The sequence below is a fragment of the Kitasatospora sp. NPDC001225 genome (assembly GCF_053597855.1).
On the sequence record NZ_JBSFJC010000025.1, the window covers coordinates 1 to 23389 of the forward strand.

Consider the following 23389-nt stretch of genomic DNA (forward strand, 5'->3'; position numbering starts at 1 on the left):
GGCCGTCGCCGCCAACGCCGACGGCCGGCTGGAGGTGTTCGTGCTCGCGCCCGGCGGCGCCGCGCTGCTGCACCGCTGGCAGACCTCGCCCGGCGGCGCCTGGTCCGCCTGGGAGCGCTTCGGGACGCCCGCCGGGGCCGCGCCGAGGGTGGCCCGCGACGGCACCGGGCGGCTGAACGTCACCGCGATCGCCCCGTCCGGCACGGCCGCCTTCCACCGCCGCCAGTCGGTGCCCAGCGGGGGCTGGGACGCCTGGCAGCTGCTGCTCGGCTGGTCCACCGCCGCGCCGCCGGTGATCGCCGGCTCGGACGGCCGGCTGGAGGCCTTCACCCTCTCCCCGGGCGGCGAACGCCTCGCCCACCGCTGGCAGTCGGCGCCCGCCGGAGCCTGGGTACCGACGGACGTGCTCGGCGAGGACTTCGGCGAGCCCGGCCTGGTGCTCGCGGCGCCGCCCTCGGCCGCGGCCGACTCCACCGGGCGGCTGCACGTCTTCGCGGTGGCCGAGGACGGCCGGGTGCGCACCCGCGTCCAGGACCGGCCCGGCGGTGGCTGGCGGCCGTGGGCCGCCTTCGGCGACCGGCCGGTGGCGCCGCTGCGGTCGGGGGCGCCGATGGGTGCGGTGGCACCCGTGCGTTCGGGGGCGCCGATGCGCTGACCGAACGCCTGTACCCTCCGCTCCCGTTTTGTCAAGTAGCCTGCGGCATCCGGTTTATTGTCGTACGCGAAGAGGTACCGTTCGTCCGTCCGGCAAGAGCCGGCGCGCGAAACGGGGGAGCGGTGCGCGGGACGGAGGAACGGTGAGCGGGATTGTCGTCCACCTGCCGGAGGGGAACGGCGACGACACGGTGACCTTACGGCTCGGTCCGGGAGAACGGGCGCGCTTCGGCCGGGGCTCCGCCCGCATCCCCGTGGAGCTGCGCCTCGGCGACGAGACGGTCTCCCGACTGGCCGGTGAGATCCACGCGACCGACGACCACTGGCAGTTGAGCAACCTCAGCAACACCCACGCCTACCTGGTGGAGAACCCGGAGGGCGCCGGCGAGTACCTGCGGGTGCCGCCACGGCGGATCGGCGCGCCGATCCCCTTCGAGTTCTCCCGGGTGGTGCTGCCCTCCCGGCGGGAAACACCGCTCTCCTTCCAGGTGTTCGCGCCCGACCACGTCTACCTGGACCCGGACGCCCACGGCGGCTCCCGGGAGAGCCGCACCATGACGGCGTACTCGCTGGACGAGACCGCCACGTACTTCCTGGTCCTGGTCGCACTCTGCGAACCGTGGCTGCGCGACCGCTCCCCGGCCGCCGTCCCCACCACCCCGCAGGTGGTCGCCCGGCTGCACGGCCACCCCGCCTGCGCCCGGCTCACCGCCCGCGCCGTCAGCTCGCACCTCGACTACCTCGCCGACGAGAAGCTCCGCATCGACCTGCCCGACGGCGACCGCGCGGACCGCCGAAGCGGCAAACGCGAGGCCGTGGTGGGGCTCGCCCTGAAGTTCGGCATCGTCCGCGAGGAACACCTCGCGCTCCTGCCGGCCCCCGAACCCGCCCGCACCGGACGGTAGGGAGGGGCGGAGATGCCGCAAGACCCGGCCTTTCCCGGGGAGGGCGTCCCCAGCGAGGCCGTCCCGAGGGAGGGCGTCCCCAGCGAGGGCGTCCCCGAGCAGGACTTCCCCGGGGACGGCGAGGAACTGCTGCCGGCCGGCCACCGGGTCGGCGAGTGGACCGTCACCGGGCTGCTCGGCGAGGGCGGCTGGGCGACGGTCTACGCCGCCCGCCGGGCCGACGGCGGGGCCGGCCGCGCGGACGACGCGGACGGCACGGTCGCCCTCAAGGTGCTGCCGACCGCCGGACTCGCCCCCCGCCAGGCCCGCCAGGTCGCCGAAGCCGCCCGGCGCGAAACCGAGTTGGGCCGCACCGCCCCGCACCCCCGACTGGTCCGGCTGCTCGACACCCTCGTCCTGGCCGCCCCCGACCAGCCCACCCTCGACGGCGCGATCGTCCTCGTCATGGAACGCGCCCGCTGCACCCTGCGCGACCTGCTCGCCCTCGGCGTCGACGAGGCCGAGGGCGCCCGGATCGTCACCGGCATCTGCGAAGGCCTGGCCCACCTGCACCGCTCCGGCTGGGTCCACACCGACCTCAAACCGGAGAACGTCCTCATCGGCGCCGACGGCGAGGTCCGCCTCTCCGACTTCGGCCTCGCCATCGAACTCACCGGCACCCACGGCCACTGCTCCCCGATGGGCACCCCCGACTACCTCCCGCCGGAACGCTGGACGGAACCACTCGGCGAACACGGCGTCAAAGTCCGTACCACGGCGGACATCTGGGCGCTCGGCATCGTCATCCACGAGGTCTTCGCCGCCGGCGGCCGCCCCTTCCCCGGCGTCACCCCCACCGCCCGCAGCGCCGCGGCCCAACAGTACGCGGAAGGCCGCGCCGCCCTGCGACTGGCCGCCGCGGTCCCCCCGTTCTGGCGCGCCCTCGCCGCCGACTGCCTCGCCCCCACCCACGCCGCCCGCGCCCCGCACACGGCGGAGAGCCTGCTCGCGCGCATCGGCGCCGACCGGGGCCCGCGCCGCCCGCGCCGTCCGAGCACCGCTTTGCTGGCCCTGGCCTCCTGCGCCACGGCCGCCGTCACCGCCACCGCCCTCTGGCCGCACCCGGAACCGCCGCCCGGACAGCCCGCCCACGTCCGCGTCTTCAACGCCGAACGCGGCTGCCAGGACCGCACCGACCACGACCCCCAGTGCAGCCTCGGCCTCGCCGTCGACCCCCTGCGCCCCTACACCGCCGACAACGTCGGCCCCGTCCGCGTCTGGCACAACGACACCCTCGACGCCGACTGCCAACTCCCCACCGGCCTCCCCGTCATCAACGAGGAAGACCTCACCTCCACCCTCTGGTACCGCATCCGCCTCCCAGGCCACACCCCCGCCTGGCTCCCCGCCGTCCGCACCCGCGACCGCCCCGCCCTGCACCCCTGCCCATAACCGCCCTACGCGCCATCGGTCTTCCCGACCCCGGCCGCGAGCCCGCCACCGTCCTACGGCCGCACCGCCGCCGACCAGGCCCGTCGCGACCGCGCCCGTCCCGTCCGCGCAGTGGGTGTGCGGACGGAACGGGTGGGACATGCCCTGGCGGCGGGCTACCAGATAATCAGGACGTACCCGTTACCGCCGGTGCTCACAGTGGTGCTCCCGGCGCTGCCGCCACCGGTACCCGACTGGTCGTCCGGGCCGGGCGGCGGTGCGCCGCCGTTCCCGCCCCTGCCCCGCCGCTGCTGCCGCCGGTGCCGCCGCCACCGCCCCGGCCCGCGCCGCCGCTCACGCCTCCGTCCCCGCCCCGGAGGATCCGGCGATCGCAGAACCGTTGTGAACGCGGACGAAGGTGTCCCCGCCATTGCGGGGCCTCGCGCCGACGGACCCCGCTGTCCCCGCGCCACCGGGTTCGGCCGGGCGCAGAGTGGCGCCCGCCGCACCGCCCCCACCACCTGCACCGCCACTCCGACCTTCGAGGACGCCGCCCTGGCCGACGATGATTACGAGGCGCATGCCCGGGGTCACCGGCACGGCGGTGCAGGCCAGGGCCGCTCCGCCGCCACCGGCCCCTCCGCCGCCCCCACCCCCACCTCCGCCACCGGGCGCGCCCCCGCCCCCCGGGCCGAGCGCGTACAGGTTCGGCGAGGTGACGCCCTCGGGCACCTTGAAGAGGTAGATGTCGGCCTTGCCGTACGCCTGCTGGCCGTGGGGCTGGTCGGCCAGGGCGGGGAGCCCGCCGTCCTCGGGACGCGGGGTGGGCGGGAGCCGCCGCCGCGAGCTGGCAGCACAACGCCACGGGCACCCCGAGCAGCACGCCCGGCCGCCCGAGCGGAAGCGCCCGGCCCGCACGATCCACGGAGTCTCCTGGTCCCCTTGTGCCCGCACCTCCGGGGCCGGTACCCGCCGATCACCCCTGGCGGTGCATCAGAGAAGGCAGGGTGCGGGCGTGCGAACGAAGCCGCACGCCCGGGGTTTCCCAGGGGGACGTCCAGTATGTCGCCCCGGCAGGGGAGTTGCATCCTCCGGAGCCGCCGGCGCACACTCCCGTGTGCCCCGACGGTGGGCGGGCTGGAGGCCACTCCGCGCCCTGGCCGCCCGTTACGGCGTTGCAACCGGCTCTACGGAACGCCCGGCATCCAGTTCCGGGCACTCCGACCGATCGTGCCCGCCGTCAAGAGGCGCGCCTGCCGGGACGGCGGCGCTGCCCGGGCCGGCGCTGCCGTGCACTGCTCCGGCCACCCCCCTCCGGACGCGGCTTCGGGGCACGGGCGAACCGAGCCCTCGACCGCTTCAACTCGGCCACCCGACGCGACGACCGCCGGGTACGGCGCGGACGCCGTACGGACGGCTCCACCGCTGTGCCGGGCGGCAGATCCGCCCGCCGCCTGGCGCGGCCCTTGATGAACTGAAGGGACCACTCCAACACGATGCTCAGGACTACTCCCGCGACCTTGACCGCAGCTTCGTCCTGCCACAGCAACTCCATGAACCGCACTTCCATCCTCCAGTGAATCGACAAGCTGGAGGGGTGTAGATCACGCGGCCGGGCCGACACCCAGCCTGTGGGCGCCCACCCCGGAACGACCGGCCGCGTCGGCCCTCCCGGGAGCCCGGGGAACCAGAGGCACCCGGAGCCGGGAGACTCCACAGGCGATGGCCAGCGGCTCCGGCGCACCCTCGGTCCCCGACCTCAGGACGCACGCGGCAGCTGGCGGAGGATCGATTCGGGCTTCCAGCCGCCGCCGGCGGCCGCATAGCGGGGTGAGGGGATGCGGTCCCTGAACGCGCCGCTCGCGGTGCCAGCCCGGACGCATCGCTGCGGATGGCACTACGCGGGCAACCGCAGCGCCCGGCACGACGGCGGCCAGCAGCGCGTCGACGAGCACGAGAACGGATTCCGAGACGTTCACCTGGTCATCCCCCCACGGGACAGAGGCCTTGGCGACAAGCCGCGCATAGTGCTGGGGTCTTCGCGCTCAGGGCAGCATCAGTATCGGTTGGTTGTTCATAGATCGGCCCGAGGCCTGCTGGCCGCTGGGCTTGGTTGCCGCATCCGACAGTTGATAAAGCCGCAGGTGAGAGGCTAAATGTTGGATGATGAGTGTGGTTTGGGAGCAGTCCTGCCCGAGGCTGATGTCACCCGATCGTGGGACGCCCGTCTTGATAGGTGGGCCCTCGCGATGCCGATGAGCTCATCGACGAACTAGATGACTCGCTCCGATGAAATCAACCTGCGACCAAGGTCGGGAGCAGCGGCACCGGAGTGGACTGGCAGCGCTCATGGGTGATTACGTCGACCCTGAGCGTTGGTCGCGGAGCTGTCGGGACTGGTTCGGATGAGCGTGTTGGCCAGCGGCGGTGTCCGCCCGAGGACTTCACCGCCGCCAGCCTCGACCGACTCTATGGCGCGCGCCGACCAACTCTATGGCGCGCTCATTGCAAGCCCTCCAGGGCTGATGAGAACGAACCTGACCAGCGCCACGACGGGCACCGAACTAGCGTCGGCCCGCCAAGGCTAGCGGCCTTTGTCGGAGCCCACCAACGTCGTGTCCTTCAGGGCTGATCAGGGTCTCTGCGGCGCTGAACTGCCCTCCCCAGTGAATCGCGTTGGAAGCCGTCCAGGGCTGATCACCACCTTCGGGCCACGGTGGCCGCGCTGCTCCGCGCCACGGGGTTGCGAGCCCTCCAGGGCTGGTTGCGACGGTGACTCGCGGACTGCAAGGCCGAGACCTGTCCGGGTTGCGAGCCCTCCAGGGCTGATCACCACCCGTACCCACACCGCGCCCGCCGGCCCCGCCGTCCTGTTGCGAGCTCTCCAGGGCTGATCACCACCCTGCTAAATGGGGCCGGGCCCCATGTGGTTGTCGTGTTGCGAGCCCTCCAGGGCTGATCACCACCGGGGTTTCCACCTGGGCCTCGTGGCTGGCCGTGTGTTGCGAGCCCTTCAGGGCTGGTTACGACCTGTTGGCCCGGGGCCGGGTCGGGGGGTTGCCCTCCCCGTTGCGAGCCCTTCAGGGCTGGTTACGACCCGAGGGTAAAGCACCAGGTCCAGCGGTGTGCCCGATTTGCCTCGGGCGATGCCGTTGCGGCGACTCGGCGGTAGTGCATCGTCGCAGGTCAGAGCGCTTTGGGTTTGGTCCCTCTGCGGGTGGACGCTGTTCCCGTCGTGAGGCTGGCGGCGGTGACGCCGGGGCCTCTAGCACATATGACTGGCTATTGCTCCAAATCGTGAGGAATGCGGTGTCGATCGTTCACGCCCGACTAGCTTGCGGCGTGTTCGGGTTGCGGCACGCGGGTCGGGAGAGTCTGGTGCGGGTGAGGGTGGATGTGACGCCGGATGCGTCGAGTGTGCGGTGGGAGGACGTGCACGGGGCGGCGCGGGGTGTGGTGTACGGGTTGCTCAGTGGGCAGGACGAGGCCCTGGCACAGGCCCTGCACGACGGCGGGTGGCGGGGGAAGCCGCTGAAGCCGGTGGGGGTGGCCGGGCCGCTGTTTCTGGGGGCGCCGCGAAAGCGGGGCGTGTACTCCACGTCGCGGGACGGTTCGGTGTGGTTCGGGTCGCCGGTGCCGGAGATCGCTTCGGTGTTGGTGCGCGCGCTGGCCGGGGCCGATGAACTGGTGTGGGGCGCAACGCGGTTGCGGGTGCGCGGGGTCGCGGTGGACATGGATGCGCTGCTGCCGCCGGGGGAGGGGTCGGTGGAGCTGGAGACGATGACGCCGGTCGTGCTCAAGCACGAGAGCTGGAACCTGCTCCCGGGCGACGAGCACTACCTGGACCGCCTCCAGCACAACCTGGCGCACAAGGCGGACGTGTTGGGCCTGCCGGCCCCGCACGGTCTGCGGGTGCTGGAGGCGGGCCCCCGGCGGCGGTTCACGGTGCGTGGGGCGCCGCGGATCGGGGCGCGGGTGCGGGTGGCGATGGAGGCTGACGGCCGGTTCGTGAACGCGATCCGTTCCTGGGGGCTGGGCCTGGACACGATCCAGGGCTTCGGGTGGGTACGGTGACGGCCCTCGTCGCGTCCGGTCATCCCTTGCAGCGGGCGGGTGCCTGGGCCGTGGCCGTCATCGCCGAGCGCGACGGCCCGGGCCGGGTGAGCGCCGCAGACCTCGACGCCATGGCGTCCGTCCTGGTGGCGGACGTGCTGGCGGCCGCGACGGCACCCAAGGACAGCGGCGGCCGCTACGACTGGTGGAAGGTCCTGTTCGCGCTGTACCCGAACTCGAAGGCCACACACAGCAAGCGGCCCTCCGACCCGAACGTGCTGAGGCCGGACATCGAAAGGCTCTTCGCCCCGGACGCCCCGCAGTCCGGGCCGGTGCGGCCGTGCACGTTCTGCGGCGCCGGTACGGCGGTGGTCTGGGCGAAGTCGAACCTCCCCCTGTTCGACACCAGCAAGGCCCTGAACACCCTGCCACCCGGCGTCCCCGGCTGGCCGGTCTGCCGGGGGTGCCGGATCGCGATGTGGGCGCTGCCCTACGGCGCCTGGGTGACGGCCGGTTCGGCCACCGTCCTGTCCTGCCAAGAGCAGGATACCGAAAGGGAGTTCGCCCGCCGTAACGTACGGCGTGCCCGCCGCGTCATGCAGGCCGGTTTCAGTGGGATGTCCGCCGGGGCCAGGCCCGAGCTGGTCGTCCTCGCCGCGCTGCGGGACGCCACCGACGGCCTGTGCGCGACCACCCTGTGGAGCTTCAAGAACGACAACCAGGAGCCCTGGCTGCGCGTCACCCGCACCCGGCGCGCCGTCCCGGCCTTCCTCGCCACCGTCGACGGCAACGCACCGCTGCGCCGTGGCTGGCACCTGCTGCGTCGTGCTCTGGCCCGGCCGGACGCCGGGAAGAGCGGCGCGAGCGAGGCGGCGCGGCTGCTGTTCGAGGCGGAGGACGGGCGGAGCCGCCCGCTGCTCGGGCAGCTGCACCGCCTCCTCGCGGATCCCGACGGCGCGTGGAGCGTCGACGACCGCGAGGCCCTGGTCAGGCTCGCCTTCACCTACGCCGAGGAGGTCTTCGGAATGGAAACGGATCTTGAACCGGTGGCGACGCTGATCGCCGACTGGATCGCCCAGGACGGCTCGCGCGGGCGCCTGGCCGAGTACCGCAGGGCCGCGCTCAACGACTACCAGCTCGGCGCGCTCATGGTGAAGGCCTACATGCGTCTGCAACTGGTCGGGAACAAGACGCCGTTGGCGGGCCCCGAGCTGTGGAAGCCGCTGATCGGGCGCCGGCCGCGCGCCTGGGAGCAGCGGATGCTCCTGTTCGCGCTGGTGTCGGTGATGCTCCAGCGCCGAGGGGTCGCGATCAGCGGCAAGGAGCCCGACCCGCAGCAGGAACGCGAGATCGAGGCGCTGGCGGAGCAACCGGCGTTCGGCGTGGACGCCGAGGACGAGTACGACGCATACGAGATGGAGCGGGCGTAAATGGCTTACCTGGCAGGGATGATGGTGCTCTCCGTGCAGGCCGGGGCACCCAACAACGGGCGGAGCGAGGAGACCGTGTCCCGCGTCAAGTTCGCGCGGATCAGGGGCCGCAAGTACCCGTACGTGTCCGCGCAGGCGGCGCGTCGCTGGATCCGGGAGACCATGGTCGAGCGCGGCTCGGTACCGTCCCCCGTCACCCGGGTCGGCAAGGCGCAGGGTAAGGCGCAGAAGGCCAACACCCAGGCGGATCCCGTTCGTTACCCGGACGACGACCTGTTCGGCTACATGCGGGCGGGTGCGAGGAAGGACGACGCGGCGACCACCCTGCGCGACAGCCCGTTCATGCTCGGCACTCTGATGTCCGTCGAACCCGCCTATCCGACCGAGGACTTCGGCGTCATGTCCCGGGGGGTGACCGAACCCGTCCTGCACGGCCACGAGTTCTACACCGCCGACCTCGCCGCGCCCTTCCTGCTCGACCTCCCGAGGATCGGCACGTTCACCCTGCCCGGCGCGGACGGGGTGGGTCGGCCCAACTACCTCACCCAGGAGCAGGCGCTCCAGGTGGCGGAGGCCGCCGCGCTCGGCGCCACCACAGGCCCGTTCCGCGACCAGCCGGCTGTACGGCTGCCGCTGGAGGAGCGGCGCCGCCGGGCCGCGCTGCTGCCCGAGGCGATCGCGCACCTGAGCGGCGGGGCGAAGCAGGCCCTGCACTACGGCGACCGGGTGCCCGCGCTGATCGTCCTGGTCCCCTTCAAGGGCGGCATCAACCCGCTGGGCCACGTGATCGACAGCGACCCCGACACGGGGGTGCGGGTGCGCGGGGACGTCCTGGTCCAGGAGCTCGAAGCGTGGGCGGGGGAGTGGGAGGGGCCGGTACGGATCGGTTGGCGGCCCGGCTTCCGCGACCAGGCGCGCGAGGACTTCGAGAAGCAGTGCGAGCGGCAGCTGGCCGAGGGCACCATCGTCGTCGACCACCCCCGGACTGTTCTGCTCAAGCTGGCGGAGGAACTGCGCGCGGGCGAGCTGGACGGCTGGTTCGACGACCCGGAGCCGCGATGACCCCGGCGCCACCGGGCGGGCCGGTACGGGCCCTGCGTGCGACGTTCCACGCGCCCGTGGCCTCCTTCCGGGACCCGCTGTTCCCCGGTGTCACCCGCGTTCTCCCGGTGCCGCCGCCGTCCACCGTCCGCGGGCTGCTGGCGGCCGCCACCGGCGCGTACGCCGAACCCTTCGTCCTCGGCATGGCGGCCTGGTCGGAAGGCCACGGTACCGACACCGAGACCTACCATCCGATCGCCGCCGACGGCAGCAACCCGTCCGCCGGCGGCCGCATCCGGGCCGGAAAGGGCGGTACGACGGCCAAGGTCCGGCCCTTCCTCGCCGACGTCCACCTGACCCTGTGGCTGCCCGAACCGGGAGCGGACGGCGACCGGTTCGCCCGGGCGCTGCGTCGGCCTCGTCACGCCCTGCGCCTGGGCCGCTCCCAGGACCTCGTCCACCTCACCGGACTGGCCCACGTCGTCCTCGAACCCGCCGAGCGGGCGGTCGTCGGCCACGCCCTCGCCCCCGCCGACGGCCACGACGTGCCCTCCGCCCACGAGCACCGCCTCGCCGACACCGTCTCCGCCGACCGCCTCACCACCCGCTGGTCGCCGTACCTGTGGTGCGACGAACCCGCCGGGGCGGCACCGGTCCGCGGCGCCTACCGAGAAGCACCCACCAGTAACGAGGACACCCAAGCCGTATGGCTGCTGACCCCCTGACCCCACCCCTGGCCCCACCCCTGGCCCCACCCTTGACCCCACCACGAAGGCGCGCCCTCACCGACCTGCGGGCCAAGTCGCTGCCCCGGGAAGACCCCGAACGCCTCACCACCCACCTGCGCACCGTCCACGACGCGGTCGCCCAGCTGGAGGCGCGCATCGGGGCCGCCGGCGTCATCGCCACCGAACCGCAGTTCTGGAGCCTCGTACGCGTCGCGGCGCTGCTGCACGACGCGGGCAAGATCGCCGAACTGTTCCAACGGCAGGTCGAACCCGGCGGCAAACCCTGGGGCGAGCGCCACGAGGTCCTCTCCCTCGCCTACGTCGACCTGCTGGCCCTGGCAGCGGGGTGGGGCGGCGAGGAGCGCCTGCTGATCGCCACGCTCGTCGCCGGCCACCACCGGCCGCTCCACGCGGCGTCCTCCCTCGGCGGCGGCAAGCCCGCCCTGTCCCGCCTCTACAACGAACGGACCCGCTGGGACGAGGCCTTCGGCCACGTGCCCGGCCCGGACGGCCCACGGCCGCAGGTCCCGCGCGGCCTGCACCAGGAACTCCTGGCCTGGCTGGCCGGCTCCCTCGGCACCGAACCCGCACCACCGGGGCCGAACGACCCGGTGCTCGCCGACCGGGCCCGCCTGCTCCTCCAGGACGTCCTCACCGCCTGGAGGCTCCCGGTGAAGGCCCACCAGGGCCTGCTCGCCGTCCTGGCCCAGGGCGCCCTCACCCTGGCCGACCACGCAGGCTCCGCCCACGTGGACCTCCAGACCCACATGCCGCTGCCCACCGACTACCTCGCGCGGCTCCCGTACCCGCCGCACCGGCACCAGCACGACGCCGGTACGACCGTGGGCCACCTCGTCCTCATCGCCCCCACGGGCAGCGGCAAGACGGAGGCCGGACTCTCCTGGGCTGCCCGGCAGTTGGCGACGATGGCGGGCATGCCCAGGGTCGTTTGGACCCTGCCCTACCGCGCCTCCCTCAACGCCGCCCGACGTCGCTTCCAGCACACCCTCCACCCGGCCGCGGGGGAGAAGCAGCCTGACATCGGCCTCCTCCACGGCGCCCTCGCCCGTACCCTCCTCACGGAGGCGTCGGAGGACGACTGCTGTAGCGGCCCCACCAAGGACGACGCCCGCAAAGCCCGCGCCCGTGCCAACGCCATGCGCCTGTTCACCCAACGCCTGCGCGTCGCCACGCCCCACCAACTCCTCGCCGCCGCCATCGCCGGGCCCACCCATTCCTCCGTCCTCCTCGAACAGGCCAACTCCCTGTTCGTCCTGGACGAACTCCACGCCTACGACCCCGAGACCTTCGGCCGGCTCTGCGCCGCGATGCGGCTGTGGGAACAACTCGGCAGCAGGATCGCCGTGTTGTCCGCGACCCTCGCCCCGCCGCTGCTGACCATCGTCGACGAGAGCCTGCACCAGCCCGTCACCTGCCACCGGGCCGAGCCCGGGACGGCGCCGGTGCGGCACCGACTGGTCGTCGACGAGCTCGCGCTGACGGACCCGGAGAGCATCGCGCGGCTGGAAGGGTGGATCGACGAGGGGCACAGCGTGCTGGCGGTCGTCAACAGGGTTGCTGCGGGGCAGGCCCTCTTCGCCGCCCTCGCCGACCACGCCCGCGAGCAGCACCCCGACGACCCGGACGCCGCACTGCTCCTCCACTCGCGCTTCAAGAACAAGGACCGCGACGAGATCGAACGCCGACTCCTGAAACGCCACCGCGAGCGCCGGTCCGACGACGCGCCGCGTCGAGGCGGTCTGGTCGTGGCCACGCAGACGGTGGAGGTCTCGCTGCAACTCGACTTCGACCGGGGCGCGGTGGAGAACGCCCCCATCGAGGCCGTCGCCCAGCGCGCCGGACGCGTCAACCGTCGGGGCCTCCACCCGGACGGGGCGGTCGAGTTCCGGGTCCACCGGACGGACGGCCACCGCCCGTACGACCAGGGCGCGGTGGAGGCCGCCTGGTCGGCGCTCACCACCCTGGCGGTGGAAGGCGCCACCGACCTCAGCGAACAGGACATCGACCGCCTCCTCGCCCTCGCCTACGACACTGGTTGGGGCCACAAGTGGGCTGAGAGGGCTCGGGAGGCCCGCGACGGGTTCACCGCCGAGTTCCTCACCTTCGCCGACCCCTTCCACGACCGCACCGAGTACGCGAAGTCCCTCGGCGAACGCTTCGACACCGTGGAGGTGCTCCTGGAGGAGGACACCGAGGAGTACCGCCGACTCGCGGTCGGCAAGAAGGCGGACCCGCTCCTCGCCGCCGGACTGCTCATCCCGCTGGGCTACGGGCAGTTGAAGACCTACAGCCACGCTTTCGACCGGTCGCTAGGCGTCCATCTCGTCAAGGGCGAGTACGACCCCGTCCTGGGCCTCCGCCCGCCCGCCGAAACGGAGACGATCCTGTGAAACCCATCCCTGCGAGTCCACTCGGCGACGACCAGGGCCTCGGCGGCGTCCACATCAAGTACCTGCGCCACTGCCCGCGCCAACTCTGGCTCTACACGCGCGGTTACCGGCCCGAAGGCGGCAGCGACCTCGTCGCCTTCGGGGAGGTCGTGAGCGAGACCACGTTCACGCGACGGCGGGACGTCGACCTCGGCGAAGCCCGCATCGACTGGGTCACCGCCGGGGCCGTCATCCACGAGACCAAGTCCTCCCGCAGCCCATCACCCGCCCACGACGCCCAAGTCCGGCACTACTGCCTGCTGTTGGAGCGCCGAGGCGTCAACGTGCGCGGCGGCACCGTCCACTACCCCCTCATCCGCCGCACCACCGATGTCCCCTGGAACGAAGAGGCGCGGGAAGCGGCCGAGACCGCCGAGGACGAGGCCCGCGCCGTCATCGCCTCGGCCGAACCCCCCGACCGCCGGACCCGTGCCGCCTGCCGCGGCTGCTCCTACCTCGACTACTGCTGGGGAGACTGATGCCCGCCGTCGGCCGTACCTACTGGCTCACCGGACCCTGCCGCATCCGCCGCGAGGACGACAGCATCCGCATCGAGCGTGCCGACGGCAGCCCCGTCCGCATCCCCATCACGGACATCCGCGACCTCGTCGCCTTCGAGCACGTCGACCTCAACACCTCCGTGATGTCCCTCCTCAGCCGCCACGGCGTCACCGTCCACATCCTCGACCACTACGGCAACTACGCCGGACACTTCGCGCCCGCCGAGGCCATGTCCTCCGCCACCGTCCTCCGCCGACAGGTCGAGATCACCGGCGACCCCGCGCAACGCCTCCCGGTCGCACGCGGACTCCTCCTCGCCACCGCCGAGAACCTCCGCTGGGCCCTCGACACCGACCTCCTCGACCCGGCACTCGAAACCCTGCGCACCACCCTGCCCGACTGCCACGACACCGACGAACTCATGGGCCAGGAAGGCAACTTCCGCCGCACCGCCTGGGCCGTCCTCGACACCCGCCTCCCCGCCTGGCTCCGCCTCAACGGCCGCACCCGCCGGCCACCCACCAACGCCGGCAACGCCTTCATCAGCTACCTCAACGCCCTCACCTACGCCCGCGTCCTCACCGCCCTGCGCAGCACCCCGCTCCACCCCGCCATCGGCTTCCTGCACAGCGACACCGACCGCCGCCGCAACACCCTCGCCCTCGACCTCGCCGAACCCTTCAAACCCCTGCTCGCCGAACGGCTACTGCGGCGGGCCGCCGGCCAGAAGCACCTCAAACCCAGCGACTTCGAGACGGAAGTCGGCCGCGCCGCACTCAGTGCGGACGGCCGCAAGAAGATCGCCGCCCTGGTTCGGGAGGAACTCGCGACGACGGTGTACCACCGGACGCTGAAGCGGAAGGTCAGCTACGAGGAGCTCATCCACCTCGAAGCACTCAAGCTCGTCCGGCTGTGTCTGGAAGGCACGCCGTACAAGCCCTTCCGGCCCTGGTGGTAGCCGCCGATGTTCGTCATCCTGGTCTACGACACCGCAGCCGAACGCAACCCGAAAGTATTGAAAACCTGCCGCAAGTACCTCCACTGGACCCAGCGCAGCGTCTTCCACGGCGAACTCACCGCCGCCCAGTACCGCGCCCTCACCCACACCCTCAATAGCGTGATCGACCCCAGCTACGACAGCATCGTCACCTACACCGCCCGCTCCCCGGACATGATCGCCAGGGCAACACTCGGCGCCACCCTCGGCGGGCCGGGTGAGATCCTGTGACCAGTGCCACTGCAGTGCCGACCGGTCTCTGCGCTTCCGCTGCCTACGGCGACGCCCGCGGGTGCTCTGACCTTGGACTTTGCCCTCGGGTCGTGATCAGCCCTGGAGGGCTTGCAACGGCCGGCCTGCGGGCTGATCCCGCTGATCGCCACGCGTCGTGATCAGCCCTGGAGGGCTTGCAACGCGAGGACGCCCAGGCGGGCGATCTGCTCGGCGGCCGTCGTGATCAGCCCTGGAGGGCTTGCAACACGGCGTACCGGCTGCTGGACCTGGCGGCGGCCGCCGTCGTGATCAGCCCTGGAGGGCTTGCAACGGGAGGTCGACGCGGTTCTTCTGCGCCCCGTCGGGTCGTGATCAGCCCTGGAGGGCTTGCAACGGGCGGCGGGTGATGTGGAGGGGGTCCTGGATGCCGGTCGCGATCAGCCCTGGAGGGCTTGCAACACCTGCGCCGCCTCACCCTTCAGCAGGCCGAGGCCTGTCGTGATCAGCCCTGGAGGGCTTGCAACGCTAGCCCCACCACTCCCCAGCCCGCACGCCGCACAGTCGTGATCAGCCCTGGAGGGCTTGCAACCCGATCCGTTCCCACAGCTCCTCCACGGACTGCGGAGTCGTGATCAGCCCTGGAGGGCTTGCAACCTGGTGGACCTGCCCGCGGACCCGGTTCTGGTCGACGTCGTGATCAGCCCTGGAGGGCTTGCAACGGGATGCAGGTGGGGTGAGCGACAACGGGCCAGCCGGTCGTGATCAGCCCTGGAAGGCTTGCAACTCCGGCGGCGGCATCAGGGGGTGCCGGGCACCCTGTCGTGATCAGCCCTGGAGGGCTTGCAACGCGATCCGCCTCACCTCCGCATGCGTCTGGGCCGGTCGAGATCAGCCCTGGAGGGCTTGCAACCGGCGTGCTCCGCCCCCGCACCCGTGGCCAGCGCCAGTGGTCATCAGCCTTGGAGGGCTTGTAATAGAACGTGCTCCAGGCGCAGCCGCCCGTTGCGGATGTCGCGAGCGGCCCTGGGCCCGTGACGGGCCCAGGGCCGACCGCCACCCGGTCAGATGCGGATGGCCGTGAGGACGTGGTAGTCGAGGAGGCCGTCGCGCCAGGCGGGGAGGAAGTGGCGGGTCCAGTGGGCGGCGGGGACGGCGTCGGTGAGGTAGCGGTCGAGGCCGGGCCAGACGTCGGCGCCGATGGATTCGGTGGTGATGTCGGTGAAGCCGGTGCGGGTGAGGGAGGTGGTGAAGTCGTCGAGGGGGTGGGCGATGTCGAGGCCGTCGGCGAAGCTGGCGAGGAGGATCTTGAGGCGTTCGGCGACGTCGGGGCCGGGGGCGGTGAAGAAGGTGGCGACGACGAGCCGGCCGCCGGGGCGCAGGACGCGGGCGGACTCGCGGGCGAAGCCGGTCAGTTCGCGGAAGTGCTGGGCGGCCTCGACGGAGAAGACGCCGTCCAGATAGCCGTCGGAGAAGGGGAGTTCGTCCGCCGAGCCGAGGGTGTACGCCAGCCGATCGGGGTACGTTGCCAGGGCTCTCGCGTTGACGGCGCGGGCCCGTTCGATCTGGTCGGGGTGGATGTCCACGCCCGTCACGCCCGCGAACCGGAACTCCCGCAGGGCGAGGGCGGCACCCAGGCCCCGGCCGCAGCCCACCTCCGCCAGCCGCAGCCGCTCCCGCGGCTCCGGGAACTCCCGCAGCACCCGCCGGTACATCTGCTCCTGGCTGCGCACCCGGTCTTCGGAGGTCGGGTCGGCGAGGTCGATCCCTTGCCAGTAGCCGAAGTTGATGAAGCCTCCGGCGAACGACGGGGCGGTGCTGAGGTCGTCGACGCCGTACGTCCGGCGTACGGTCGGGGGGATGCGGTTGTGGTCCATGGGCCGCTGGGTCTCCTGCTCGGTGGGCGCCCGGCCGTCGGGCGCGCCGAGGTACGTACCCAAACCTGTGGTGGTCCGAACACGGTACGTGATGGCGGAGCGTCCAGGGAGCGGTGGGGGAGCGTGGTGGTGCTCCGAGCGGGCTCGGGGCACCACCACGCGAACGGGGAGAGGCTACCGGGTGAGGTCGGCCGGTGTGTCGAGGCGGGTCAGTTTCCGCGGGTTGCGCACGATGTAGACCCGGGTGACCCGGCCGTTCTCCACCGCGAGGCTCACCACCGAGGGTTCGCCGCCGATGTCGATGCGGCCGGCCGGGGCGCCGTTGAGCCACACCGCGGTGGTGTCGAACGGGACCGGCAGCCGCCCGGTGCGCGCGAGCAGCGCCGCGACGGCCTCGGCCCCGTGCACGGGGGCCGGTACGGCGGCCGCGATCCCGCCGCCGTCGGCGATCAGGACGACGTCCGGTGCCAGCACCTCCATCAGGTCCTGCAGCCGCCCGGTGCGCAGGGTCGCCAGGAACCGTTCCACCACCCGTTGTTGCTCGGAGCGGCTGACCCGTACCCGGGGCCGGCGGGCCGCCACGTGCGCGCGGGCGCGCCGGGCGATCTGCCGGACGGTGGGCGGGGTCTTGCCGAGGGCCTCGGCGATCTCCTCGTAGGGCAGCTCGAAGACCTCACGCAGCACGAACACGGCCCGCTCGGTCGGCCCGAGCGTCTCCAGCACGGTCAGCATCGCGAACGAGACGCTCTCCGCGAGTTCGACGTCCTCGGCGACGTCGGGGCTGGTGAGCAGCGGCTCCGGCAGCCACTCGCCGACGTACTGCTCGCGTCGACGGGTGAGCGTCCGCAGCCGGTTGAGGCCCTGGCGGGTGACGATCCGGATGAGGTACGAGCGCGGGTCGTGCACCTGGGCGCGGTCGACCCCGGCCCACCGCAGCCAGGACTCCTGCAGCACGTCCTCGGCGTCGGCGGCGGAGCCGAGCAGCTCGTAGGCGACGGTGAAGAGCAGGCTGCGGTGGGCGACGAAGGGGTCCTCGGTCATGCCGGCTTCACTCCGGCCGACACGTCAGCGGCGGTGTCGGCGGCATCGTCGGCGGTGACGGTGGGCCGGGCCAGCGGGATCCCGCAGGAGTCGGAGAAGCCCTGCGACCGGACGCCGTTCGCGGTGTTGTTCCTGGTGGCCATGTTGACGAAGGCGACGTAGGCGGTGAGTTCGACCATGGCGGCCGGGCCGAGCTCGTCCAGCAGGTGCTCGTACTGCTCGTCGGTGACGGCCGGCGGGGTCACCGTCATGGCCTCGGCGTACGCCATCACCTCGCGCTCCAGCGCCGTGAACACCTCCGCCGCCCGCCAGTTCGGCACCTGGCTCGCCTTGGCCGGGTCCAGGCCCTGGTTCCGCGCCTGGAAGTAGCCGACGTCCAGGCACCAGCCGCAGCCGACCTGGGCGGCCACCGCCATGTGCGCGAAGGACTTGAGGCCCTCGTCGAGTGCGTCCCACTCGGCGATCCCGCGGGAGAAGTCCAGGTTCGCGGTGGCGACGGCGGGGTTGTGCCAGACGGCCTCGACGGGTTCGAGGGCGGTCCCGAACGTCCTGATCATGTTCTCGCTCAGCTCGGCGGGCAGCTGGGCCTTCGGCAGTCGCAGTGCCATGGTGTCCTCCGGGTTCGGTGGTTCGGTGGTTCGGCGGGTTGCCGGACATGAAGACACCGGAGGGTGCCCGGATGTGACAGCGGATGGCGAAGCCGGGTGCGCAGCCAGGTGGGCGGCCGGGAGAAAAGGCGTTTCGGACCGGCCGGGCGGTTCGCTACAGTCCGCCGGGAGTCCGACCACCGCGAGGAGACCGACCACCGTGACCGTCCCCGACGACCGCCCCGCCCCGCCGCTGACCGGGGGCGAGCGCGAGATGCTGCGCGGCTTCCTCGACTTCCACCGGGCGACCCTGGCCCTGAAGTGCGAGGGCCTGACCGACGAGCAGCTGCGGCTGCGCTCCAGCCCGCCGTCCACGCTCAGCCTGCTCGGGCTGGTCCGGCACATGGCGGAGGTCGAGCGGGTCTGGTTCCGCCGGGTGATCGACGGTGAGGAGCTGCCGCTGGTCTGGTCCGAGGACGGCGACTACCAGGCCGCCTACGACCCCGCCGGCGCCACCCGCGCCGAGGCCTTCACCGCGTGGCAGGCCGAGGTCGAGCACTCCCGCCGGATCGAGCTCGCCGCCGACTCCCTCGACGTCACCGGCTACCAGGCCCGGTGGGACGCCGAGGTGTCGCTGCGGCTGGTGATGCTCCACCTGATCCACGAGTACGCCCGGCACAACGGGCACGCGGACTTCCTGCGGGAGGCGATCGACGGCACGGTGGGCGCCTGAGCACCAGGCAGGGCAGAGGAGAGGGCTACCAGCCGAGCAGGTGGGTGCGCCGGGTGAGGGCGGTGAGGACGGAGCCGGTGGCGGCCTCGGGGGTGAGCGCCGCGGTGTCGAGGGTGTGGGCGGTGTGGACGGTGTCCTCAGGGGCCGGGCCGGGGTGGAGGACGACGTAGTGGAGGGCGGCGCCGGTGGCGCGGCTCTCGCGGCGGAAGGTGTCGAGGGCGGCCGGGGCGGCGGGGGCCTCCACCACGACCTGGTAGCCGCGGGTGGCGTAGGCGAAGGCGGCCTGGGCGGCGGCCGCGAGGGCGGTGGCGTTCTGGCGGCCGGCCTCGGGCAGGTGGGGCGGGAGCTGGCCGCTGCGTATGACCCGCAGGAAGTCGTCCGTCCGCAGGTGGACGCTCGGGTTCAGTTCCCGGGCGAGCAGCTCCGCGACCGGGCTGTTCCCGGCCCCGGCCGGGTCGACGAGGACGAGGACGCCCCCGGCGCCCCCGCCGCCCCCGAGCTCCGGCCCACCTACGGTCGTACGGTTCACAGCTGCTGATCCCTTCGCGGGCCGGGGACGGTCGGGTAGCCGGGGCGGGGCGGTCGGAGTGCGAAGGGGCTGGTCGGCCCATATCCGGACATCCGACCGCCTCGTCCCTACGACTGATGCGTTTCGGGGATCAACCTAGTCCAAACGGGTGGTCCGAGTCGTCCCCAGCCCGCTTCCTGGGCGGGTCGGAGTGGTCGGTCGGCGGGGCCGGCCGGGGTGGTCAGCCCGCTTCGGTGCGCAGCACGATCGGGTTGGTGAGCGCCGCCATCGGGCCCCAGGGCAGGTCCGGGCCCATCGAGTTGCCCCTGCCGGGGGTGCCGTCCGCCTTCGGGTGGCGCACCTCGGCCCGGACGTACGCGGCGAGCGAGGCGGTGGTGCGCCAGATCACGGTGCCGGAGCCGTCGGCGGGCAGCGGCTCCTGGTGCATCTGGCCCTCGTCGGTGAGCAGGCGGACCGTCCCGCCGGGCACGCCGGAGACGGTGAGCCGGACGTCCAGCGGGGCGTCGGCCGGGACGGTCAGCTCCTCGCCGATGCCCGCCCGGCGGCCGTGCCCGGTGACGGTGAGGTCCAGCGTGACGGCGGAGGACTCGGCCAGCCAGCTGCGCCCGGCGCGCAGCCCGTCGAGGATCGCGTCCCGGGTGAGGTCCTCGGCCAGGACGACGTTGTGCGGGGAGCCGATGGCCTGCGGCTCGCTGTGCGCGTCGCTGTTGCCCAGGGCGGGCAGCCAGGAGCGGCCCTCGCGCAGGGCGACGGCGAGCCGGCCGTCCCAGGTGTCCACCGCCGACTCGTCGTCGTACGTCCAGGGGCCGTTCCACACCTCGACGCCGTCGGCCTGCTCGTAGCCGAACTTCCACTGGCAGGCGACGTACGGGCAGTACGGGTGCGCGGGCACCACCAGGCCGCCGGACCGGTGGACCTGGCGGACGAAGCGCGGGAACTCCTCGTCGCGGGAGCGGTAGCGCCAGTCGACGAACTGGCCGGGCTCCAGGCCGAGGGCCAGCCAGTGGCCGTTGCGGGTGGTGATCTCCTCGCCCGGCAGGATCAGCAGGTCGGGGCCGGCCAGCGGGCCCCAGGCGGCATGCGAGGAGCTGGTGTTGTGGTCGGTGGAGACGATGAAGTCCAGGCCGGCCGCGCGGGCTCCGGCGGCCACCTCCTCGGGCTTGCGCCGCCCGTCGGAGTGGACGGTGTGCAGGTGGCAGTCGCCCCGGTACCAGGCCCGGCCGCGGCCGCGGGCCCGCTCCGCCGGGTACTGCGGGGTGAACCGCGGCCCGGGGGCGCCGAAGCGGAGGGTGACCTCGACGTGGTACTCCAGGCCCTGCGGGGCGACCTGGTAGGGGCCGAGGACCACGTGCCAGGTGCCGGGGTTGACCGGGCCGGGGAGGTAGCCGGGGGTCGCGGCGGCGCGGGAGAGGCTGAACTCGGTGCGGAAGCCGCCGGACCAGCCGCGGAAGCCGGGGCCGCCGAGGTCGGTGCCGCGCTCGTCGAAGATGCCGATGTCGCAGGAGTTGCCGGGGGTGCCGGCCGGGACGGGCGGCTTGTCGTAGCCGTAGGAGACGGCGATCTCGCGGACGCCCTCGGGGACCTCGACCGGGAGGTAGACGAAGTCGGGGGAGCCGGTGGGCAGGTGGCCGGTGAGGGTGAGGGTGCGGTCGGGGGGTGTGGCGCCGGGGGCGGCGGGGCCGTCGGCGGGGGCGGCGTCCGCCCGGCCGGTGGCGGCGGCGAGGCCGAGCGCGGTGGCGGCGCCGGTGGCGAGGCCGGTGCGGAGCAGGTCGCGGCGGGCGGGCTGCGGAGTCGGTTGGTCGGCCGGTTGGTCGGCCGGTTGGTCGGCGGGTCGGTTCGGGCGCGGGGTGCTGGGCTCGGTCGGCATCGAGGTCTCCGGATCGGGGCGGGCGGGTCGCTCGCGGGCTTACCCGGGCGGGTGAACCGGGGGTGAGTCGTGGCCCACGGCGGCGGGGCGGGTCGGTGAAGAGGCGCCGGGCGGGGGCGGGGGCGAGTTGCGGGGAGTGACGAATGGTCGGTTCATTGTCATGTCATCGGTTTACATGCCATCGGGTTGTATGAGGCATGGCTTGTGCGAGACATGGCGCGGATGGGAGACGGGCGTGTCGGTGAGTCGGCGGGCACTGCTCATGGGGGTGGCCGGAGGAGCGCTGGCGGGGTGCCGGAGCAGGGCGGCGGGCACCGGTCCGGCCTCGCCGTCGGCGTCACCGTCCACCGAACCGTCCGCCGAACCGCTCGCGACGCCGTCCGGCGGGCCCACCGAGGCCGTCGCGCCGACACCCGCGCCGACACCCGCCCCGGAATCGACGCCCGCGCCGGACCCCGCGAAGCAGCCCCCGCACCCGGCGACCCGGGCCGAGGTGGTCGAGCGGTACGGCGCGCTGGCCCCGGCCGAGTGGGGGCTGGACGTGTCCGGGGTGATCACCGAGCTGCCGGAGGGCGAGAGCGCCATGGCGCTCACCTTCGACGCCTGCGGCGGCCCCGGCGGCAGCGGCTACGACGCCGACCTGATCGACGCCCTGCGGGCGCACGGGGTGCCGGCCACGCTCTTCCTGAACGCCCGCTGGATCGACGCCAACCCGGACGAGTTCGAGCAGCTCGCCGCCGACCCGCTGTTCGAGATCGGCAACCACGGCACCGTCCACCGTCCGCTCTCGGTGACCGGCCGCTCCGCCTACGGCATCGCGGGCACGCGCGGCGTCGGCGAGGTGTACGACGAGGTGGCGGGCAACGCCGAGAAGCTCACCGGGCTGCTCGGGCACCCGCCCCGGTTCTTCCGCTCCGGCACCGCGCACTACGACGACGTCGCCACCCGGGTGGTCGCCGACCTGGGCCAGCGGGTGGCCGGATTCACCGTCAACGGGGACGACGGGGCGACGCTCCGGTCCGCCGAGGTGCGGCGGGAGGTCGCCTCCGCCCCGCCCGGCGCGATCGTGATCGGGCACATGAACCGCCCGGGCGGCGGCACCGCCCCCGGGGTGGCGGCGGCGGTGCCGGGGCTGCTGGCGGCGGGGCGGCGCTTCGTCCGGCTCTCGGACGTGCTGTAGCGGGGCACGCCCCCGCGACGGGGCCCCGGGCGGTCAGGCGGGGTGAAGGGCGGTCAGGCCAGGCGCAGGCCGCCCGGGTGCTCCTCCTCGATGATCCGGACCAGCCAGTCGAAGACCGTCGGCCCCCTGCCCGCCCGGGCGGCGTCCAGCTGGGCGGTGATCCGCGCGCGGTTGGTCGGGTGGGCGCGCGCCAGCCGCAGCTCCAGCTGCCGGACCGTCTCCGGGTAGCCGAGGTTGTGGCGGGAGACCTCGTGGTGGCGCCACTCGATGACCCAGTCGCCGTCCTCGGGGGTGCCGTAGCCGCCGCGCAGGCAGTCGGCGAAGGCGTCGAGGTTGCGGCCGAAGTAGCCGTCCACGCCGATGGTCCGCCCGACCACGTCCCAGAAGTCCTCCAGGGTCTTGATCTCGTCGCCGTCGATCACATAGGTCACCGTCACGGGGTCGAGGATATGCCGCCCCGGTCGAGGGCCGGTCGGTGACGGTCCGGGGGCCGGTCGGTGACGGCCCGGGGCCTGGTCGCCGGTCAGGGGGCGACGGCGATCGCGGTGGCGAGCAGCCCGTCCCGGACCGCCCAGCGGCCGTCGAAGCCGTCGATCCGGCGGCCGTTGACCACCGGGCCCGGGACGAGCAGCCGGGCGGTGAAGGTGCCGTCGGGGGAGAGGTCCAGCTCGGCCTCCTCGAAGTCCAGGAAGACCTGCGTCAGCGGGAACCAGGCCTTGTACACCGACTCCTTGGCGCTGAACAGGATGCGGTCCCACGGGACGTCCGGGTGCTCGGCGGCCAGCTTGGCGAGCCGCTGCTGCTCGACCGGCAGCGCGACGGCCTCCTGGACGCCCTCCGGCAGCGGCAGCGCGGGCTCGGCGTCGATGCCGACGGAGGCGAGGGTGCCGGCCCGGGCCACGGCCGCCGCGCGGAAGCCGTCGCAGTGGGTGAGGCTGCCGACCACGCCGTCCGGCCAGCTCGGCGCGCCGCGCAGGCCCGGGACGAGCGGGCGGTACGGGACGCCGAGCCGGGCGAGGGCGGCCCGGGCGCAGTGCCGGACGGTGGTGAACTCGCGGCGCCGCTTGTCGACGGCCCGGGCGACGGCGGGCTCCTCCTCGGGCTCCAGCCGGGCCTCCGGCGGGTCCTCGTAGGCCACCTCGGTCACCACGACGTCCGGCAGCAGGTCCCCGATCATCCGTTCCCCCTCGGTCGGC

The 23389-nt window shown here is 73.2% G+C and carries 19 protein-coding genes, 1 pseudogene and 1 CRISPR repeat array; of the genes and pseudogenes, 13 read left to right on the forward strand and 7 right to left on the reverse strand.

What is annotated here, in order from left to right; genetic code table 11:
- The 11 genes and pseudogenes from ACWDCZ_RS11285 to cas2 form a co-directional block, all read left to right on the forward strand.
- Positions 1–655 (forward strand): annotated as a pseudogene (locus ACWDCZ_RS11285) (family 43 glycosylhydrolase); the annotation flags it as partial.
- Positions 656–797: 142 nt separating this feature from the next.
- Positions 798–1559 (forward strand): serine/threonine protein kinase, encoded by a 762-nt coding sequence (locus tag ACWDCZ_RS11290; RefSeq protein WP_181970501.1) that lies wholly within the window; start codon positions 798–800, stop codon positions 1557–1559.
- A gap of 12 nt (positions 1560–1571) precedes the next feature.
- Positions 1572–2990, forward strand: a complete 1419-nt coding sequence (locus ACWDCZ_RS11295) for a serine/threonine-protein kinase (RefSeq protein ID WP_449815800.1) — start codon at positions 1572–1574, stop codon at positions 2988–2990.
- A 3288-nt stretch (positions 2991–6278) separates the two neighbouring features.
- Positions 6279–7043, forward strand: coding sequence for a CRISPR-associated endoribonuclease Cas6 (cas6, locus tag ACWDCZ_RS11300; RefSeq protein WP_416874767.1), 765 nt, complete (start codon positions 6279–6281; stop codon positions 7041–7043).
- Positions 7044–7069: 26 nt separating this feature from the next.
- Positions 7070–8452: a hypothetical protein gene (locus ACWDCZ_RS11305; RefSeq protein WP_449815801.1), complete on the forward strand. Its 1383-nt coding sequence runs from the start codon at positions 7070–7072 to the stop codon at positions 8450–8452.
- Positions 8453–9514 carry a type I-B CRISPR-associated protein Cas7/Cst2/DevR gene (gene cas7i / locus ACWDCZ_RS11310; RefSeq protein ID WP_449815802.1) on the forward strand — a complete coding sequence of 354 codons (1062 nt, stop codon included), beginning with the start codon at positions 8453–8455 and terminating at the stop codon, positions 9512–9514.
- Entirely contained in the window at positions 9511–10218 is a 708-nt protein-coding gene (cas5, locus tag ACWDCZ_RS11315; RefSeq protein ID WP_449815803.1) for a CRISPR-associated protein Cas5, read from the forward strand. Before cas7i ends, cas5 begins: the two co-directional genes overlap by 4 nt.
- 32 nt (positions 10219–10250) lie before the next feature.
- Positions 10251–12632 carry a CRISPR-associated helicase Cas3' gene (gene cas3 / locus ACWDCZ_RS11320; RefSeq protein WP_449815804.1) on the forward strand — a complete coding sequence of 794 codons (2382 nt, stop codon included), beginning with the start codon at positions 10251–10253 and terminating at the stop codon, positions 12630–12632.
- Positions 12629–13150: a CRISPR-associated protein Cas4 gene (locus tag ACWDCZ_RS11325; protein ID WP_049652021.1), complete on the forward strand. Its 522-nt coding sequence runs from the start codon at positions 12629–12631 to the stop codon at positions 13148–13150. Before cas3 ends, ACWDCZ_RS11325 begins: the two co-directional genes overlap by 4 nt.
- Positions 13150–14130, forward strand: a complete 981-nt coding sequence (gene cas1b / locus ACWDCZ_RS11330) for a type I-B CRISPR-associated endonuclease Cas1b (protein WP_074005236.1) — start codon at positions 13150–13152, stop codon at positions 14128–14130. Before ACWDCZ_RS11325 ends, cas1b begins: the two co-directional genes overlap by 1 nt.
- Positions 14131–14136: 6 nt before the next feature.
- Positions 14137–14400 (forward strand): CRISPR-associated endonuclease Cas2, encoded by a 264-nt coding sequence (gene cas2 / locus ACWDCZ_RS11335; RefSeq protein WP_449815805.1) that lies wholly within the window; start codon positions 14137–14139, stop codon positions 14398–14400.
- Between the two features lie 94 nt (positions 14401–14494).
- Positions 14495–15357: direct repeats of the CRISPR family, unit length 24 nt; unit sequence GATCAGCCCTGGAGGGCTTGCAAC.
- A gap of 86 nt (positions 15358–15443) precedes the next feature.
- Here cas2 and ACWDCZ_RS11340 read toward each other — a convergent pair.
- The 3 genes from ACWDCZ_RS11340 to ACWDCZ_RS11350 all read right to left on the reverse strand — a co-directional run bounded on the left by ACWDCZ_RS11340 (position 15444) and on the right by ACWDCZ_RS11350 (position 17905).
- A complete protein-coding gene (locus ACWDCZ_RS11340) occupies positions 15444–16319 on the reverse strand; it encodes a class I SAM-dependent methyltransferase (RefSeq protein WP_234348398.1) in 876 nt (291 codons plus the stop codon).
- Positions 16320–16430: 111 nt separating this feature from the next.
- Positions 16431–17297, reverse strand: a complete 867-nt coding sequence (locus tag ACWDCZ_RS11345; RefSeq protein ID WP_117486913.1) for an RNA polymerase sigma-70 factor — start codon at positions 17295–17297, stop codon at positions 16431–16433.
- Positions 17294–17905 (reverse strand): carboxymuconolactone decarboxylase family protein, encoded by a 612-nt coding sequence (locus tag ACWDCZ_RS11350; protein WP_449815806.1) that lies wholly within the window; start codon positions 17903–17905, stop codon positions 17294–17296. The genes ACWDCZ_RS11345 and ACWDCZ_RS11350 overlap by 4 nt, the downstream gene beginning before the upstream one ends.
- Before the next feature lie 253 nt (positions 17906–18158).
- Here ACWDCZ_RS11350 and ACWDCZ_RS11355 point away from each other — a divergent pair, with 253 nt between their 5' ends.
- Complete coding sequence (locus ACWDCZ_RS11355) at positions 18159–18617, forward strand: DinB family protein (protein WP_049652026.1); 459 nt, start codon at positions 18159–18161, stop codon at positions 18615–18617.
- A gap of 25 nt (positions 18618–18642) precedes the next feature.
- Here ACWDCZ_RS11355 and ACWDCZ_RS11360 read toward each other — a convergent pair whose 3' ends face one another.
- Positions 18643–19146, reverse strand: coding sequence for a hypothetical protein (locus ACWDCZ_RS11360; RefSeq protein WP_049652015.1), 504 nt, complete (start codon positions 19144–19146; stop codon positions 18643–18645).
- A gap of 220 nt (positions 19147–19366) precedes the next feature.
- Positions 19367–21013 (reverse strand): CehA/McbA family metallohydrolase, encoded by a 1647-nt coding sequence (locus ACWDCZ_RS11365; protein ID WP_449815807.1) that lies wholly within the window; start codon positions 21011–21013, stop codon positions 19367–19369.
- Positions 21014–21248: 235 nt separating this feature from the next.
- Here ACWDCZ_RS11365 and ACWDCZ_RS11370 point away from each other — a divergent pair, with 235 nt between their 5' ends.
- Positions 21249–22193 (forward strand): polysaccharide deacetylase family protein, encoded by a 945-nt coding sequence (locus ACWDCZ_RS11370; protein ID WP_449815808.1) that lies wholly within the window; start codon positions 21249–21251, stop codon positions 22191–22193.
- A 53-nt stretch (positions 22194–22246) separates the two neighbouring features.
- On the opposite strand, the gene ACWDCZ_RS11375 is transcribed toward ACWDCZ_RS11370, so the two are convergent.
- Both ACWDCZ_RS11375 and ACWDCZ_RS11380 read right to left on the reverse strand, forming a co-directional pair.
- Positions 22247–22630 (reverse strand): barstar family protein, encoded by a 384-nt coding sequence (locus ACWDCZ_RS11375; RefSeq protein ID WP_117486909.1) that lies wholly within the window; start codon positions 22628–22630, stop codon positions 22247–22249.
- Positions 22631–22716: 86 nt separating this feature from the next.
- Positions 22717–23370, reverse strand: coding sequence for a 4'-phosphopantetheinyl transferase family protein (locus ACWDCZ_RS11380; RefSeq protein ID WP_380777710.1), 654 nt, complete (start codon positions 23368–23370; stop codon positions 22717–22719).
- Positions 23371–23389: the final 19 nt, after the last annotated feature.

What these genes read in the sequence shown, in the direction of transcription:
- ACWDCZ_RS11295 (WP_449815800.1), top strand. Translation starts at nt 1,572, where the DNA reads ATGCCGCAAGACCCGGCCTTTCCCGGGGAGGGCGTCCCCAGCGAGGCC.
- cas7i (WP_449815802.1), top strand. Translation starts at nt 8,453, where the DNA reads ATGGCTTACCTGGCAGGGATGATGGTGCTCTCCGTGCAGGCCGGGGCA.
- cas5 (WP_449815803.1), top strand. Translation starts at nt 9,511, where the DNA reads ATGACCCCGGCGCCACCGGGCGGGCCGGTACGGGCCCTGCGTGCGACG.
- cas1b (WP_074005236.1), top strand. Translation starts at nt 13,150, where the DNA reads ATGCCCGCCGTCGGCCGTACCTACTGGCTCACCGGACCCTGCCGCATC.
- cas2 (WP_449815805.1), top strand. Translation starts at nt 14,137, where the DNA reads ATGTTCGTCATCCTGGTCTACGACACCGCAGCCGAACGCAACCCGAAA.
- ACWDCZ_RS11345 (WP_117486913.1), bottom strand. Translation starts at nt 17,297, where the DNA reads ATGACCGAGGACCCCTTCGTCGCCCACCGCAGCCTGCTCTTCACCGTC.
- ACWDCZ_RS11350 (WP_449815806.1), bottom strand. Translation starts at nt 17,905, where the DNA reads ATGGCACTGCGACTGCCGAAGGCCCAGCTGCCCGCCGAGCTGAGCGAG.
- ACWDCZ_RS11355 (WP_049652026.1), top strand. Translation starts at nt 18,159, where the DNA reads ATGCTGCGCGGCTTCCTCGACTTCCACCGGGCGACCCTGGCCCTGAAG.
- ACWDCZ_RS11365 (WP_449815807.1), bottom strand. Translation starts at nt 21,013, where the DNA reads ATGCCGACCGAGCCCAGCACCCCGCGCCCGAACCGACCCGCCGACCAA.
- ACWDCZ_RS11380 (WP_380777710.1), bottom strand. Translation starts at nt 23,370, where the DNA reads ATGATCGGGGACCTGCTGCCGGACGTCGTGGTGACCGAGGTGGCCTAC.